This is a genomic window from Pantoea sp. X-Soil-MYKO-1785 (assembly GCF_059730675.1).
In genome coordinates this window covers 146,632-161,131 of sequence record NZ_AP036001.1, presented here as the reverse complement: position 1 = coordinate 161,131, position 14,500 = coordinate 146,632, and the positions used below count along the sequence as shown (strand labels likewise).

The 14,500-nt window shown below is 52.6% G+C and carries 14 protein-coding genes and 3 pseudogenes; 7 read left to right on the top strand and 10 right to left on the bottom strand.

The window, feature by feature from the left end:
* The first annotated feature begins 125 nt into the window (after positions 1-125).
* On the top strand, positions 126-923 hold the full coding sequence (locus AC6I8D_RS20650; protein WP_497820797.1) for an SDR family NAD(P)-dependent oxidoreductase: 798 nt from the start codon (positions 126-128) through the stop codon (positions 921-923).
* A gap of 325 nt (positions 924-1,248) precedes the next feature.
* Here the strand turns inward: AC6I8D_RS20650 and AC6I8D_RS20645 are convergent, their stop codons facing one another.
* The 4 genes from AC6I8D_RS20645 to AC6I8D_RS20630 form a co-directional block, all read right to left on the bottom strand.
* Positions 1,249-1,956 (bottom strand): dienelactone hydrolase family protein, encoded by a 708-nt coding sequence (locus AC6I8D_RS20645; protein ID WP_497820796.1) that lies wholly within the window; start codon positions 1,954-1,956, stop codon positions 1,249-1,251.
* A gap of 79 nt (positions 1,957-2,035) precedes the next feature.
* The gene (locus AC6I8D_RS20640) at positions 2,036-2,875 is read right to left on the bottom strand and encodes an SDR family NAD(P)-dependent oxidoreductase (RefSeq protein ID WP_497821053.1); all 840 of its coding nucleotides are present in this window, start codon (positions 2,873-2,875) and stop codon (positions 2,036-2,038) included.
* Positions 2,872-4,074, bottom strand: a complete 1,203-nt coding sequence (locus AC6I8D_RS20635) for an MFS transporter (protein ID WP_497820795.1) — start codon at positions 4,072-4,074, stop codon at positions 2,872-2,874. Before AC6I8D_RS20635 ends, AC6I8D_RS20640 begins: the two co-directional genes overlap by 4 nt.
* Positions 4,075-4,321: 247 nt before the next feature.
* Positions 4,322-5,440 (bottom strand): metallophosphoesterase, encoded by a 1,119-nt coding sequence (locus tag AC6I8D_RS20630; protein WP_497820794.1) that lies wholly within the window; start codon positions 5,438-5,440, stop codon positions 4,322-4,324.
* A 167-nt stretch (positions 5,441-5,607) separates the two neighbouring features.
* Between AC6I8D_RS20630 and AC6I8D_RS20625 the strand changes: the two genes are divergently transcribed.
* Both AC6I8D_RS20625 and AC6I8D_RS20620 read left to right on the top strand, forming a co-directional pair.
* Positions 5,608-6,555 carry a LysR family transcriptional regulator gene (locus AC6I8D_RS20625; protein ID WP_497820793.1) on the top strand — a complete coding sequence of 316 codons (948 nt, stop codon included), beginning with the start codon at positions 5,608-5,610 and terminating at the stop codon, positions 6,553-6,555.
* Between the two features lie 111 nt (positions 6,556-6,666).
* Positions 6,667-6,771, top strand: a pseudogene (locus AC6I8D_RS20620) (phage integrase family protein); the annotation flags it as partial.
* Between the two features lie 166 nt (positions 6,772-6,937).
* Here AC6I8D_RS20620 and AC6I8D_RS20615 read toward each other — a convergent pair.
* The 6 genes and pseudogenes from AC6I8D_RS20615 to AC6I8D_RS20590 form a co-directional block, all read right to left on the bottom strand.
* Positions 6,938-7,372 (bottom strand): annotated as a pseudogene (locus AC6I8D_RS20615) (DUF4113 domain-containing protein); the annotation flags it as partial.
* Positions 7,333-7,575 (bottom strand): annotated as a pseudogene (locus AC6I8D_RS20610) (alanine--glyoxylate aminotransferase family protein); the annotation flags it as partial. The pseudogenes AC6I8D_RS20615 and AC6I8D_RS20610, both read right to left, overlap by 40 nt.
* 15 nt (positions 7,576-7,590) lie before the next feature.
* Positions 7,591-8,328: an amino acid ABC transporter ATP-binding protein gene (locus AC6I8D_RS20605; RefSeq protein WP_426768581.1), complete on the bottom strand. Its 738-nt coding sequence runs from the start codon at positions 8,326-8,328 to the stop codon at positions 7,591-7,593.
* Complete coding sequence (locus AC6I8D_RS20600) at positions 8,306-8,995, bottom strand: amino acid ABC transporter permease (RefSeq protein ID WP_497820792.1); 690 nt, start codon at positions 8,993-8,995, stop codon at positions 8,306-8,308. Before AC6I8D_RS20600 ends, AC6I8D_RS20605 begins: the two co-directional genes overlap by 23 nt.
* The gene (locus tag AC6I8D_RS20595; protein WP_497820791.1) at positions 8,995-9,663 is read right to left on the bottom strand and encodes an amino acid ABC transporter permease; all 669 of its coding nucleotides are present in this window, start codon (positions 9,661-9,663) and stop codon (positions 8,995-8,997) included. The genes AC6I8D_RS20600 and AC6I8D_RS20595 overlap by 1 nt, the downstream gene beginning before the upstream one ends.
* A gap of 66 nt (positions 9,664-9,729) precedes the next feature.
* Entirely contained in the window at positions 9,730-10,548 is an 819-nt protein-coding gene (locus AC6I8D_RS20590; RefSeq protein WP_497820790.1) for a transporter substrate-binding domain-containing protein, read from the bottom strand.
* A 158-nt stretch (positions 10,549-10,706) separates the two neighbouring features.
* On the opposite strand from AC6I8D_RS20590, the gene AC6I8D_RS20585 reads away from it, so the two are divergent.
* The 4 genes from AC6I8D_RS20585 to AC6I8D_RS20570 are packed head-to-tail and all read left to right on the top strand — an operon-like array spanning position 10,707 to position 14,496.
* Complete coding sequence (locus AC6I8D_RS20585; RefSeq protein WP_497820789.1) at positions 10,707-10,991, top strand: (2Fe-2S)-binding protein; 285 nt, start codon at positions 10,707-10,709, stop codon at positions 10,989-10,991.
* Positions 10,978-12,393: an FAD-dependent oxidoreductase gene (locus AC6I8D_RS20580; protein WP_497820788.1), complete on the top strand. Its 1,416-nt coding sequence runs from the start codon at positions 10,978-10,980 to the stop codon at positions 12,391-12,393. The genes AC6I8D_RS20585 and AC6I8D_RS20580 overlap by 14 nt, the downstream gene beginning before the upstream one ends.
* Positions 12,390-13,532, top strand: coding sequence for an NAD(P)/FAD-dependent oxidoreductase (locus tag AC6I8D_RS20575; RefSeq protein ID WP_497820787.1), 1,143 nt, complete (start codon positions 12,390-12,392; stop codon positions 13,530-13,532). Before AC6I8D_RS20580 ends, AC6I8D_RS20575 begins: the two co-directional genes overlap by 4 nt.
* 22 nt (positions 13,533-13,554) lie before the next feature.
* Entirely contained in the window at positions 13,555-14,496 is a 942-nt protein-coding gene (locus AC6I8D_RS20570; protein WP_497820786.1) for a dihydrodipicolinate synthase family protein, read from the top strand.
* The last annotated feature ends 4 nt before the right edge of the window (positions 14,497-14,500 follow it).

Below are 14,500 nucleotides of genomic sequence, written 5' to 3'. Positions count from 1 at the left end.
CAATGATATTTAATGCAAAAAAGACATATATTGTCATATTTTTTTATGCTTCCACTCTTTTACTGAACAAAAACTTATTTTTGATGCCATGCTTACTGGGCTTTATTGAAAACGAGGAGAAAATAATGAGTAAGAAACTGGCATTTATTACCGGGGCTTCAAACGGGATTGGTTTTGAACTGGCAAAAGTCTTTGCTAAAAATGACTATGACATTATCGCCGTTGCAAGGAATGAAGAGAAACTGAATAAAGCTTGTGACGAGCTCCGTCAGTTCGGTGGCAGCGTACATGCACTTTCGGCCGATCTGAGCAGTTATGAGCAGGTTGAGTCACTCAAGAAGAAGATCGATGACGCCGGTCACAGCATCGATGCACTGGTTATCAATGCGGGTCAGGGTCTGGGAGGACGTTTTATCGGAGGTACTGAGCTTGAAAAGGAGCTGCAGCTCATCCGGCTGAATGTGGACTCCTACGTACACCTGTCTAAAATTTTTCTGCCAGACATGGTTAAGCGCGGCGGTGGGCATGTTCTGATGACATCCTCTGTCTCGGGTACGGCACCTATTCCATTTGAAGCCGTTTATGGTGCTTCCAAAGCCTTTGTAAACTCTTTCTTCTGGGCGATCCGCAATGAGCTGAAAGGTAACGGCCTGAATATGACCCTGCTGATGCCCGGCGCTACCGAAACCAATTTCTTCAAAAATGCCGGCCAGTCCGATACCAGCGTAGGTGCCTCGCAGACGACTAAGCCGCACGAAGTGGCTGAGCGCGCCTGGTATGCTCTGATGAGCGGTCACGAATATGTTTATGGCAATGATGAAGCGGAGCATGAGGGAGACGTGCTTAATCGTCTCCAGAGCGAGTCACAAAAAGCACAGCGTCACCGCATTATTTCTGAGCCGGGTTCAGCCAGCAAAAAATAAAGTTCCGCCCTGCTGAATCAGCTTCTTCAGGCATTATTATACGTCCGATCTGCGGGTCGGACGAAGTAAAACCCTTTCTGACGACCAGTTATATATCCCACTCAGCCAGCGGAGTCATGGCATCTGCGGCAAAGCAGGTCATCGTGGTTACAGATTCAACAAAGTTTGGGTGAAAGGGGTTTAATCAGGTTCTGACGCTCAAAAAAATTAATACTATTATCACCGATACCAGTGCGCCGGAAGAGATGGTTAACGAGCTGAGAGCGAAGAAAAAAATCGTTCTGGCCTGATGCGGTCCGGAGCGGTAAACGTATCCGGATAGTGATTATAAAAAGGCTTCATCCATCACGCTGAATGCCGTCCGGAAGGCGTGATTACTGACCGTCTTGTTATATTCCATTCTTCCCGGAACGTCTGCCAGTGGATAGGTAAAGGAATGTACCGCACGGGCGTAGTTGACCAGCTGAAAGCCTGCACCCGCAGAAGCCATTTCGTGACTGAACTGCGCCAATTGTTCAGGAGAGACAAAAGGATCGTCTGCTCCGTTGAGGACCAGAATCTGTCCTTTAATGTCCCCGTTGGCGGCAGGACGCTGAGTATTGAGCGTTCCGTGGATACAGACAGTAGCCCGCAACGGAGCTCCGCTTCGGGCAAGCTCCAGCACGCAGTGACCGCCGTAACAAAAGCCGATTGCTCCCAGCCTGAGCGCATCCGTCAGAGGATCGGTGGCCAGGGCCTGAAGCGCAGCTTTCATCCTCTTGCGCTCTTCATCCGTATCCTTAAGCGCGTTCATTGCAGACGAAGCCTGCTCAGCGGAAACTGGCTGGAAGCCATACAAATCGGCGACCAGCACAACATACCCCTCTTTTGCCACCCTTATGGCCTGTCCGATATTTGACGTTGTGATGCCCATCATGTTAGGCGCAAGAACGACACCCGGGCGTGGGCACTGGCCATCGGCGTCATGAACGAGCAGGCCACACAGCCGTGTTTCGCCGCAGTAATAGCTGATCTCTTTTTGCACAATATTCATTCTTCATCCTTATTGCCTTGTCCGGACAACTATGACCGACAAAACCAGGCCCGAGTCCGGTGCTGTACGCTGTCAGAGATTATTTATTCATCCACTGGCTGAATGCATCCTTCCATTCCGGGTGCCAGCGGGACAGCGCCGGTCGGTTCTCGATGATATCCTGACTGGCCCATGCAATACGCTTTGCATCCATTTCAGGACTGACGGCGTTATCAGGACAGATAATGTAAAAATCGCCTTTCTCATAGTGCTCGATAAAATGATCAATGACCTGATCTGCCGTCCAAGCTTCTGACGGCTTTTCATCCTTATCCGCCTGCATGCCCGGAAAGTTCATGTCGGTCCAGGTAAAACCAGGAACCAGCAGATGAGCTGTGACCCTGTCACCTGCACTGGTCAGCAGCTCATGGGCCAGCTGTTCGGTAAGCACTTTAATACCGGCTTTTGCTGCGCTGTAAGCCGCATTACCCGGCGGCGTGGTGATTCCTTCCTTTGAGCCCAGATTCACAATGGCCGCCGTTTTGTTCATGCCCAGCATAAACGGAATAAAAAGGTGCTGCAGGGTGACCACTGAGAGCAGATTGGATTCAATCTGAAGACGCCAGTCGGCGGGTGTATCCCACGGGCCGCCCCCGTGCTTAATGCCTGCGTTGTTCATCAGCAGCGCTACTTCTCCGAAGGCATCAAGGGTCATGTCCCGCAGGCGTATCAAATCCTGCTCATTCGTGACGTCTCCCGTGACCAGGCGGTATTCAGCGTTCAGCGTCTTTGCAAAGGCCTTGAGCGCATCACAGTCACGGTCGAACAGGCTCAGGCGCATGCCTTCCTTGGCAAAGCGACGTGCCGCTGCGGCACCAATCCCTTTTGCTGCACCGGTAATGACCGCGACGCGGCCTGGTTTAATGACTGATTCTTTCATGTCTGACTCCTTCTGGTGATATGAACTGAGAGGTACATCAGGACAAGGGCTATGACGGCAAAGGCTACGCCGACCCATCCCGTTGAAATCCAGGAACCGCCGGCCGCGATGGCAAGACCGCCAAAGGCCGCACCCAGCGCATTAGAAATATTGAACGCGCTGTGCGTGAGTGATGAAGCGAGCGTCTGTGCGTCACCGGCAATATTCATCATGTGTGACTGCAGTGCCGGTACGAGCGAAAATCCATTCCCCAGTAAAAAGAGCGCAATCAGCGCCGGCATTTTCCATTCTGAGACCAGGGCAAAAAGAGCAAGCATCGCGAGATTCCAGAGCAGCATGCCGTAAATAGCCGGTATGAGCGCTCTGTCGGCCAGCCGGCCGCCAATAATATTCCCCGTGACCATGCCCGCCCCCCAGAGCACCAGGATCCACGGGACTGTGGACAGCTTAAATCCGCTCACCTCCGTCAGCGCCGGCGTAATAAAGCTGTAAACGGCGAACATGCCGGCAAAGCTCACGGACGCGACAGCAAACGTCATCAGCACCTGCGGACTGCGCAGTGCACTGAGCTCTTTTAACGGAGAGGCTTTACCGTCAGCCGGGACCGTCGGGACAAAGAGCGATACCATAATACCGGTCAGTACGAGGCCCGCCGATACCGCCGCAAACGACGTCCGCCATCCCAGTGACTGCCCGGCCCAGGTTACCAGCGGAACACCAGCAACATTGGCCACGGCAAGCCCAAGCATGACATAACCGATATAGCGCGCCTTCTGTCCGGCGGGAACCATTGAGGCGGCTACCAGCGCTGCCACACCGTACCAGGCACCGTGAGGCAGTCCGGCAATGAAGCGGGCGACGAGCATAGTCGGATAGCTCCAGGCTGCAGCGCTGAAAGCGTAACCGGTAAGTGCAATCAACAACAGTACCATCAGCAGCGCCTTGCGCGGCCAGCGCGCGGCCAGCACGGCAATGGCCGGAGCGCCAATCACCACACCTGCAGCGTAGGCACTGATATAGCCACCTGCAGCGGGTACTGAAACACCGGTTCCTTTAGCAAGATCCGGAAGCAGGCTCATCGGTGCAAACTCGCCGGTTCCGATACAAAGGCCGCCAGCACCAAGAGCAAGCATGGCAGGAAGCAGGCCGGAAGGAGCATTCACCCGTCCTTGTACCTGGCCGTCAGTTTGTTCAGTCATAACCTGAGGGTCTCCATAAATCAGAATAGTTATTCACTGCAGGTCTCAGGAACCGTAAAAAATAAACTGCTGCCCCTCAGGAGCAGCAGTCTTCAGCCAGAAGGGCTGATGTTGTCTCCCTGCCCGCCCGGGCAGGGAGACAATGCAGTGGCATAGTTGAAGCGAAGTAAACTATAAACCAGAAAGCTACGCCCATTGTTGAAGTAAATCCGGTGAGTTATTGAATTAAACTCAACTAAACTCTGATTTATTGCTTCGCACGTAAGGTAATAAATGTTATTTCAGACGGTTTTCCCAGCCGCAGCGGAAAACCGTTCCACAGCCCGGCTCCGTTACTGACGTAAAGCGCCATATTGCCGACCGAATAAAGTCCGGAAACAAAGTTGTTGTTAGCGGGGCCTGCCGCTATATCCAGCCCGCGGATCATGCCCCCGTGAGTGTGACCGGAAAGCTGCAGGCTCACGCCGGCAATGGCACTCTCCGACGCATTACCCGGCCGGTGATCCAGAAGGATCACCACCTCTTTTGCGGACACCCCGCTGAGAGCTTTCATCAGATCAGGTCCCGGACCTCCATATTCGGGGGCAACGTCATCAGTCACGCCTGCCAGAACAATGGAGGCATTACCTTTCGTCAGGCGGACATGACTGTTGCTGAGAAAGCGCAGGCCGAGATGGGTGTACTCTTCCACCCACTCATCAGCGTTGAAGTAATACTCATGATTGCCGGTAATGGCATACACCCCGTACGGTGCCTCAAGGGAAGCCAGCGGTGAAACAGCAGCCCGGCGGTCTGCAACCGTGCCATCCGCCATGTCCCCGGTGACGACGATCAGATCGGGATGAAGCGTGTTTGTCTTATCCATTACGCTTTGCATCCATGACCGGGTCAGGAGGCGGCTTGCATGAAGATCAGTCAGCTGAACGAGGGTAAAACCATCAAACTCACGCGGCAGCTTCTGAAGCGTCAGCTCTGAACGATTAACGGCGGGAACTTTTATGGCGTTATATACGCCTGCGGCGGAAAGCAGCGCTGCAGCCGCCAGCATTACCATTCTGATCCCTGATCTGGCTGTAACAGCACGACGTAAAAACAGGTGGCAGAAAACAAAATACATGTCCTGAAGCAGCAGCATAAGCGCAAGAAATATCGTGCAGCCAAACATCCATCCCAGGAGGAGCATGACCGGCTGCGGCAGTTCGGGCGAAAACATGGTGCCAAAGATAAGGCGGCTGATTAAGTGGAACTCGCACCCGGCCACGACAATCAATCCAAGCAGGCACTTCACTTTTTTGTTAAAGCCCAACAGCTTTACAAAGCGCAGGCAGACATACACTGCCGGCAGCAGCGTCCATATATGAAACATCCTTTCAGCTCCAGAATGATGAACAAATCAGTACGGTTGCATAAAACACAGCGTACCGCTTGCATCCTATTTGTGAATTTAACTAAACTTAACATCTCAATAACCTGGTAATATTTAGTGCTATTGCATGTGGCATTGAATTCAGCTCATCTATGTAAGGCTTTCCAATGCCAGTCAGACCTGTTTCCCGTCTTTCGCGCAGCGATCTGGCGGATTTGAATGCTTTTCGTGTCGTGGAGCGGCTGCGAAGCTTTACTAAAGCTGCCGTTGAGCTTGGTATAACCACTTCAGCGCTCAGCCACGCCGTGCGTAATCTTGAAGCTCGTCTTGGAGTCCGGTTGCTTAACCGCACAAGCCGGACGGTGGCCCCGACCGAAGCAGGTGCCAGCCTTGCCCTGAGGCTGGATATTGGCTTTCGTGAAATCGGTGACGCCCTGGACGAAATTAACCGGATGCGGGATCGACCGGTCGGACGCCTGCGGCTGAACGTGCTCAGCGACGGTGCCCGGCTTATCATGGCCCGGCATCTGCCGAAATTTTTAAGTCAGTATCCTGAAGTTGAAGTAGAAATCAGCGTCGATGACAGAATGGTGGATATTGTTTCTGAAGGATTTGATGCAGGCATACGTTTCGGCGGGACCGTTCCTGAAGATCTGGTTGCCATCAAGCTGGGAGCAGAGCTGAAGTGGGTTGCCGTGGCTTCTCCCCGCTATCTCTACCATCGCCCTGTTCCGGTGACGCCTGAAGATTTGCGCGCCCACGCCTGCATTCAGCTGAGAACCGGCCAGGGAATTATCTACAAATGGGAATTCAGCAAGGGTGATGAGTACCGCGCAATTGATGTGCCGGGACAGATTTGCGTCAGCGAGACCACGCTGGCCATTGAGCTTGCTCTTGCCGGAACCGGCATTACGTACTGCCTGGAGAACCGGGTCTCACAACATATCCGGGACGGCAGACTGATAATCGTGCTGCCTGACTGGGCGCCGATAGAACCGGCTATGCACCTCTATTATCCGGGGCACCGACGTATTCCACAGGGGCTAAGGGAACTTATTGATGTCCTGCGCGAAGAGATAGAGCTGGAAAAGAGGACTGCTGAAGATTTACCCTAACGAAAGCGGACAGGTTAAAAAGACCGCCGGGCGAATACGGAAAGATTAGAGAGCATATATCGCTATTCTCAATACAGCCTGTCATTTAACAACTTCATTTCTAAGGCGAAGTCTACCGAGATATACACGCGGGTGTTCGCTCTGGATATTGCGGAGCGACATCTGACGCGGTTTCAGATGCCGGGAACTGATCCAGTGGTCATGCTGAAAAAATGATGAAGCTGTCACCGTACAAAAACCGTCAGTTACGAACAGGAGCCGCCAGACAACTTAGTACTATTTAAACTTTGTAGACTTTCCATTCCACATAAAGCTTTGATAGAAATAAAAATTTGAGCATTGAACTTTCATTTGTTTTTCCTATGACAGGAGGCAGGCGAAGTCAGCTAATGCGGGCTACAGGTATATCCTTCCATCGAGTGGTATAGGCGGGGGGATAATATCTCTCGTTTCATCTGCCAGGCCTGATCTACGCCTTTTCCGGCAAACCATATCTGTCCTAGTCCCGTGGTGTTTATGCTGTCGATGATTTTCATCAGCGCTTCGCTGTTCTCGCGGGGGTGTTCGTCAGAAAACAGTTTCAGCTGCGCCACGCCAGTCGGAAAAAATCACCCAGCATAATTCCTGCTTTGGCATAGCGATGCCCACCAATCCAGATGCGATCCAGCGTCTTCATGGCTGCAGCGATAATGTCCCGTGTATCCCGCGTAGGGTGCAACAGCTTCTCGCTGGCCACATTGCCGTAATAAACATCACCTTCTACAAACGGGGAGGTCTTAATAAATACGCCGATATGGCGCGTGAAGTGCCGTCGACCAAGAGCATCCATGGGTTGTCAGTGCGGGAAACGGAACGATACAGCATCATCACATCGTTCATATATGCTGTCATCGCAGGGTCATATTGTCCAATAAGCGGTGCCGACATAGCGCGTAACACGCGTGGATCGGCATTGATCGGACCGGGCCCCATCAACAGCCGCTGCGGAGGATTTATCTGACTGAAAACATGCTTGTCCAAAAGGTATTCCTGCTGTTAATGACGTAAAATTTTACTGACGAACTGGCGCGTGCGTTCATGAGTTGGCGCATCAAACACTTGCTGCGGTGAGCCGGTTTCAACCACCTGGCCATCAGCCATGAACACCACCTTCGATGAAACCTCACGAACAAAACTCATTTCATGGGAAACGATGAACAGAGTGATCCCTTCAGAAGCCAGCTCACGGATGGTATCAAGCACTTCGTTCACCATCTCCGGGTCAAGCGCTGCCGTCACCTCATCCAGTAGCAATATCGTCGGCTTCAACGCAAGTGCACGTGCAATCGCCACGCGCTGTTGCTGGCCTCCAGAAAGCTGGTCCGGGTACGCATCAATACGATGCGAAAGCCCCACACGTTCCAGTAAACGACGCGCGTCCTGTTCCACCTGCTTCTTTGGCCACCCTTTAATTTTGGTCGGGGTGATCATGACGTTTTCCAGTACAGTCATATTCTGAAACAGGTTGTATTGCTGAAACACAATAGCAATGGACTCACGTAACTGACGCAGCTCACTTCTGTTGGTGTAATTTACGGGTTTGTCTTTCAGCAGAACCTGACCCTCTTTTGGCAGCAGTAATCCCATCAGCACGCGCAGTAGCGTACTTTTGCCGGAGCCTGAAGGACCAATCAGACTGACAATATCGCCCTTCTCAACGGATAAGGTGACGTTCTCCAGTACCGGCTGATCGTTATACGCGGCTTTTAAATTAATGATGTCGAGCTGTGGCAATTTTTCTCTCCAGACGCTTACCCAGACGCGATAGCGGATAAGACACAATGAAATAAAGTATTAAGACGACGGCATACACCAGCGTGGCGGAATAGCCCTTATCGGACAGGATCTTGCTGGCGGAGGTCAGTTCCATTACGCCAATCTGCGAAGCCAGCGTTGTGTCTTTGATATACATGACGAAGAAGCTAAAGGTCGGCGCAATGACCACGGTCATGGATTGCGGAATGATGACGTGGCGCAGCATTTGCAGGTAAGAAAAATTCAGGGTCACTGCGGCTTCCCACTGATTAGGGTGCACCGACTCCAGTCCGCTTCGGATGATCTCTCCCAGATAGGCGGCGGCGATAATACAGACGCTGATCAACGCGACGGTAAAGGTAGAGAAACGGAGTCCGGAGTACTGGCTGATGAAAAACACCAGAAACAACGTCACCAGAAAGGGAATGCGCCGAAAAATAAAGAAGTAAACGTGAACCACGCTGCGTATTGGCCCAAGAATGGCCGCTTTCGTGTTAATGGCTACCGCCAGTACAAAGCCTGCCAGAAAACCAATCAGGCATCCAAATGCCGAAAGCGCCAGGGTGATACCCAGCCCCTGAAATAACAGCAGCAGGTTGTAATACGAGAACAGTCCGGTGATTTCAGCCCAGTTGATATAACCCATCAAAGTACTCCCGTCCTGACCCGGAACAGATAACGTCCCATAATGGCTAAAGCAAACGTCGCGAGAATAGTTATCGCGATATAGATAACCGCTGCCACGGAGAAGGATTCCACTGACAAATAGGTTTGTGAACTCAGGTTATAGGTACGACCGGTGAGCTCTTCAACGCCAAACATGGAGGCCATCGAGGTCCCCAGCGTCATGACGATGAACTGGTTGGAGAGTGGACGGAACATCACTTTAATAACATGGGGAAAAATGACGTATCGAATGACCTGGATACGAGAGAAACCCAATACTTCCGCAGCTTCGATTTCCAGACGCCGTACCGAGTCAAACCCGGCACGTTGAATTTCACACAAATAGGCACCGGCATTGAAGGTGGCGCCAATCAGTACGGCCGTAAAGGGAGACAGTAGAATCCCCACTTCCGGCAGCGCAAAGAACAGAAAATAGATCTGCACCAGTTGCGGGGTGTTAGTGGCAAAAATTACGTAGGCATTAATGCACTTTCCTGTCAGCTTCGGACCATAGCGGAGGATGCTGGTACAGATCATCGCAATTATCATACCCAGGGCGAAAGCCAGCACCGCAAGTTGCAGGCTTATCCAGGCTCCTCCTAGCAGGTATGGCAACTGGTTAAGAATGGGAAAAAAGTTCAGGTTCATCAGCAAGACACTCAGGCAAGCAAGGGCGCCCCAGATTTCGGACGCCCGATGTAATTAAAACGAAACTCAGTATTTCGTTGGCGAGGCGGTCGGATCATGCAACATGGCGTGCCCAAACCATTTATTCCAGCTGGAGCCAATAAAGCCGGACTGATGAAGGGCGGCAATTTCAGTATTGAGTTTTTCGCGCAGTGCTGTGTTGCCTTTGCTGACTGCGATGCAGTCATAATCAACTTCGATAGGCTCATCGACGACTTGCCATTTGGTCGGATATTTTTTGGTGTAATCCAGCATGAAATCGAGCACATCAATCAGAGCATCTGCGCGCCCTTGCGAAATGGCTCGCACCGCATCCGGGTAGTTATCGAGGATCAACAGCTGTGCTTTAGGGATATTATCCTGAATATATTTGATTGGGGTTGTGCCGCGGACCTGCACCATTTTTACGGACGGGTCATTTAAATCCTGCCATTTTTTAAACGGTTTTTTATCGGTAGTGAGTATGCCCAGCACTTCGGTATTAACCGGATTGGTAAAATCCACCACTTTCATGCGATCGTCATTACGTGTCATCCCACCCATCACCGCATCGATTTTGTCCGACATGATAAAGGGCACGCGGTCGTTCGACCCAACCGCAACCAGCTCCAGTTTGACACCCATTGCATTGGCAATTTTCTTGGCTACAGCCGCATCGAAACCTGAAATCTGATTCTTATCGTCATACACCCCCAGCGGCGGCAAATTTGGGTTAACGCCCACGATGAGCGTTTTAGATTTCATGATTTCTTCCAGCGGTCGTGCGTTGGCCGTTGTTGCGCTCATCAACGCGCTGGCAATGCAACCTGCCAAAGCCAGTCTCCCCAACATACTAATTTTATTCATTATTTTACTCCTGAGATTAACTGATTGCTTACCCTGATGTTGGCAAATCACCAACGATATAAGTTTCGTATGCTTTACATATACGATTGATATACGATACCATGCGTTCCATCTTGTCAAGCCTCAATGAGCAGTTGTCGACCAGAAAGGAAGACTTTATGCAGCACATTTCAGGAAAAAACGTTCAGTTCGTTTTCAACAATCAGGGATATATGGCGTTACCAGGCCAGAGTATTGCCGCCGCGCTTTTTTCCAGCGGCGTCAGAACGTTGCGCTTTAGTCCTCATCTACATCAGCCTCGAGGAATGTTTTGCCTGATGGGTTCGTGTCAGGAGTGTCTGGTCACGGTGGAGGGTAAGCGGGTTTTAGCTTGCAAAACTGAGGCCAGGGCAAACCTGATTGTTCATTCAGTGCTGGAAACCGATCCCTATGAATCATTATGACCTGATTGTGCTGGGCGCCGGCCCGGCAGGGGTATCCGCCGCGTTAATGGCTGCAGCAAAAGGACTGCGTGTCGCATTGTTTGATGAAAATGAGGCCGCAGGCGGACAGGTTTACCGTGCGCCGATCGTGTCTGACCAAAAAATAGATGGCTCTGAATTCAGGACCGGCGAAAACCTGCGCGATGCTTTATCACGAAGCAATGTCCGCTCCTTTTTGGGGCATGTCGTGTGGGCGGTAACGGGTGACTACCGTGTTGACGCACTTGGACCGGAAGGTTCTGTTTCCTGTACTACGCACATGCTGCTGGTGGCTACCGGTACCACGGAGCGTGTGGTGCCGTTTGAAGGATGGACGCTCCCGGGGGTGATAGGACTGGCAGCCGCAACGATCTTACTCAAATCACAACGTACTTTGCCGGGTAAAACCACGCTTGTGGCGGGCTGCGGCCCCTTGCTGGCAGCGGTAGCGGGTGGAACCCTTAAGGCCGGTGGCATGGTGAAAGCGATTGTCGATATTTCGTCACGCAGCGAGTGGCTTAAAAACGCGCCTGCGATGCTGAATCGTCCGGCCATATTTAAGCAAAGTCTGCATTACAGCCTATCAATCCTGCGGGCCAGAACTCCGATCTATTCACGCCATACGCTGGTAAGAGTTACCGCGCAGGGTGAGCAGTTACTGGCTGAACTTGCCCCTTGTGATGCCTCGGCCCGCCCTGTCACCGGCCGACATATTGAGATTCTGGTAGATTGTGTTGTCGTGGGACACGGCCTGACGCCCTCTTCCGATGTCACGCGCTTACTGCACGCAAAACATCACTATTCTCGTGCCGCAGGGGGCTGGATTGCGCAGACCGATGAAAACGGTCAGACCAGTCGTGAACGGTTGTTCGTTGCGGGTGATGGTGCGGGGATTCGGGGTGCCGCTGCAGCGACAGAGCAGGGTAAGCGCGTCGGCCTGGCCTGTGCCGTTTTGCTTCGCGGTGATGACTCCTCCGCTTCTGAAGCACTGACCATCAATAAAGCCTGGCAGCAGGCCGCGGCTTTTGGTCAGAAAATGGCGGCGATGATGGCGTTACGTGAGGGGCACGTCACCGCTATTCCGCCGGATACGGTGGTATGCCGCTGTGAAGACGTGACACGGGCCGAAATTGAACAGGCTGGAGAGGCGGGAGCGCATGATGTTAATCAGTTGAAAGCCTGGACACGCTGCGGGATGGGCCCATGCCAGGGAAGAACCTGTGGTGATATCGCCGCCGAAATTTTAGCAACAAAACTGGGCGTGACGCGTGAAACCGTCGGGATTTTCTCGCCCCGTACGCCGCTGCGCCCGCTGACCATCAGTGATATGACCGGCGAGTACGACTACGCGGATATTCCTATTCCTAAGGCGGCGCCACTGTGAATGGACTTATCTCTTCTGAACACTTAGATGTGTGTATCGTCGGTGGCGGCGTGATGGGCTGCTCAACCGCCTTATTTCTTGCGAAAGCCGGGATGCGCGTGGCGGTTGTGGAGCGCAATGCCCTGTGCCGGGGCGCATCTGGCGTAAATGCCGGAACGTTAACCCTGCATATGACCCGGGCAGCGTTGGTGCCTTATGCAATGAAAGCCTGGGAAATGTGGATGCGGCCGGAAACATGGCTGGGTCAGGGGGTGTTGGCAACGCCTGCGCCTGGCTTATCCCTTGCCTTTACGGATGCCGAAGTGGCGATGCTGGAGGAGCGGGCCGCCGCACGTCGTGAATTTGGCGCAGATATCTCTGTGATTTCACCACAGGCAGCTAGCAAGGTCGATCCCAACATCAACGCTTCGATAAAAGCCGCCGCCTTCTGTGAGATTGACGGCTTCGCCAGCGCTTACCTCACGGGTCGAGCGTTTCATTCAGCGCTGCACGAGGCCGGTGTGACCATAATAGAACAGTTCCCGGTCGGGCATATTGAACGGCAAAAAGTGGGCTATCGCGTTTCCACTGAAGATCGTAGCCAGAGCATCAATGCTTCCCGGTTAGTGTTGGCAGGGGGCGTGTGGCTGGAGCCTATGCTGGCGATGATGGACATCACGATACCGGTCAGAACACTGATAAATCAGCTGATTGTCACCGAAAGAATGCCCCCCGTTATGCGCTCTGTATTGAGTATCGCTAACGGGCTGCTCTCAATGAAGCAATTTGCTAATGGCACTGTGGTCATTGGTGGTGGCTGGCAAGGCATCGGTTCACGTGAGTTGGGCGGCAGAGAAACCATCCCTGAGAACCTGATCGGTAACCTGCGGCTGGGACAACACGCTGTCCCGGCACTGGCTGCCGCCAGGGTCTCACGTATCTGGCTGGGGCTGGAATCAGAAACTGCCGATGCCATGCCGATGATCGGCCCGATTGCACAACATCCAGAACTGTATGTGATTGGTTGCGTTCACTCCGGTTATACCAGCGGACCTTATATGGGCAAGCTACTGGCACAACAGATATTAGGCCAGCAGCCAGAAATGCCGCTGTTTAATCCCTCACGACTCCTGCCCAATGCCGACAATGTGGTCGCTTAATAATCCAGAGGCTAATAATAAAATGAAAGAGTTACACCACTACCAGGGTGTGTATGCAGCCACGGTCTGTCCAATGGATGAATCAGGCCGCCACATAGATGAAACGAACCTCATCGCGCATTTACAGCAGATTTCGCGGGTGCCGGGCATACGTGGCTTGTTAATTAACGGCCATGCGGGTGAGAACTTTGCACTTACCCTGGAGGAAAAACGTCGGGTAATCACACTGGCTCGACAGGTATGCCCACCGGAGATACTGCTGGTGGCCGGTCTCAACGCTGAAGACAGCTATGACGCACAGGCACAGGCAGACGATGCGAAAGCTGCCGGTGCTGATGCCCTGCTGCTTTTTCCTCCCTACTCCTGGACACTCTCCACGGATGAAAAAACGGTACTTAATCATCATCGAATCGCCAATGAGAACGCCAGTTTGCCGATGATGCTTTACCAGGCAGGCGTCGGTTGCGGCGGGATGGCTTATCCTCCCGCTTTACTCAAACAGCTTGTGTGCTTGCCCCATGTCGTCGCGGTTAAAGAAGGGAGCTGGGAAACGGCAACCTATGAGGCAAACCTGCGGCTGGTTCGTGAAGTTGCGCCACACGTGGCGGTGATGGCCTCTGGCGATGAACATCTCCTGACGTGTTTCACCCTGGGTACTGACGGAAGTCTGGTCAGCCTTGCTGCAGTGGTGCCGGAACTGGTGGTAGCGCTCTATAACGCGGTGCAGGAGAAAAATCTGTCCGAAGCACAGCGCCTGCATCAGTTTGTCTATCCGCTGGCAAAGGAGATTTACGGCACCTGGCCAGGAACCCATGCAAATGCACGCCTGAAAGCCTGCTTATATCTCGCCGGACATCTTCCCCATGCGATGCCACGTCCGCCTGTGCCTGCTGTAGATGACGCACAGCTCGAACGGTTAGCGGCAGCGCTGACGTTTGCACAATCATTTAGCGTTACATCTTAAGCAC

Excerpts from the sequence above, each read along its gene's own strand:
- AC6I8D_RS20595 (WP_497820791.1), bottom strand. The coding sequence starts at position 9,663 with ATGAACCTGAACTTTTTTCCCATTCTTAACCAGTTGCCATACCTGCTA.
- AC6I8D_RS20630 (WP_497820794.1), bottom strand. The coding sequence starts at position 5,440 with ATGTTTCATATATGGACGCTGCTGCCGGCAGTGTATGTCTGCCTGCGC.
- AC6I8D_RS20640 (WP_497821053.1), bottom strand. The coding sequence starts at position 2,875 with ATGAAAGAATCAGTCATTAAACCAGGCCGCGTCGCGGTCATTACCGGT.
- AC6I8D_RS20635 (WP_497820795.1), bottom strand. The coding sequence starts at position 4,074 with ATGACTGAACAAACTGACGGCCAGGTACAAGGACGGGTGAATGCTCCT.
- AC6I8D_RS20650 (WP_497820797.1), top strand. The coding sequence starts at position 126 with ATGAGTAAGAAACTGGCATTTATTACCGGGGCTTCAAACGGGATTGGT.
- AC6I8D_RS20600 (WP_497820792.1), bottom strand. The coding sequence starts at position 8,995 with ATGGGTTATATCAACTGGGCTGAAATCACCGGACTGTTCTCGTATTAC.
- AC6I8D_RS20590 (WP_497820790.1), bottom strand. The coding sequence starts at position 10,548 with ATGAATAAAATTAGTATGTTGGGGAGACTGGCTTTGGCAGGTTGCATT.
- AC6I8D_RS20625 (WP_497820793.1), top strand. The coding sequence starts at position 5,608 with ATGCCAGTCAGACCTGTTTCCCGTCTTTCGCGCAGCGATCTGGCGGAT.
- AC6I8D_RS20645 (WP_497820796.1), bottom strand. The coding sequence starts at position 1,956 with ATGAATATTGTGCAAAAAGAGATCAGCTATTACTGCGGCGAAACACGG.
- AC6I8D_RS20570 (WP_497820786.1), top strand. The coding sequence starts at position 13,555 with ATGAAAGAGTTACACCACTACCAGGGTGTGTATGCAGCCACGGTCTGT.
- AC6I8D_RS20585 (WP_497820789.1), top strand. The coding sequence starts at position 10,707 with ATGCAGCACATTTCAGGAAAAAACGTTCAGTTCGTTTTCAACAATCAG.
- AC6I8D_RS20580 (WP_497820788.1), top strand. The coding sequence starts at position 10,978 with ATGAATCATTATGACCTGATTGTGCTGGGCGCCGGCCCGGCAGGGGTA.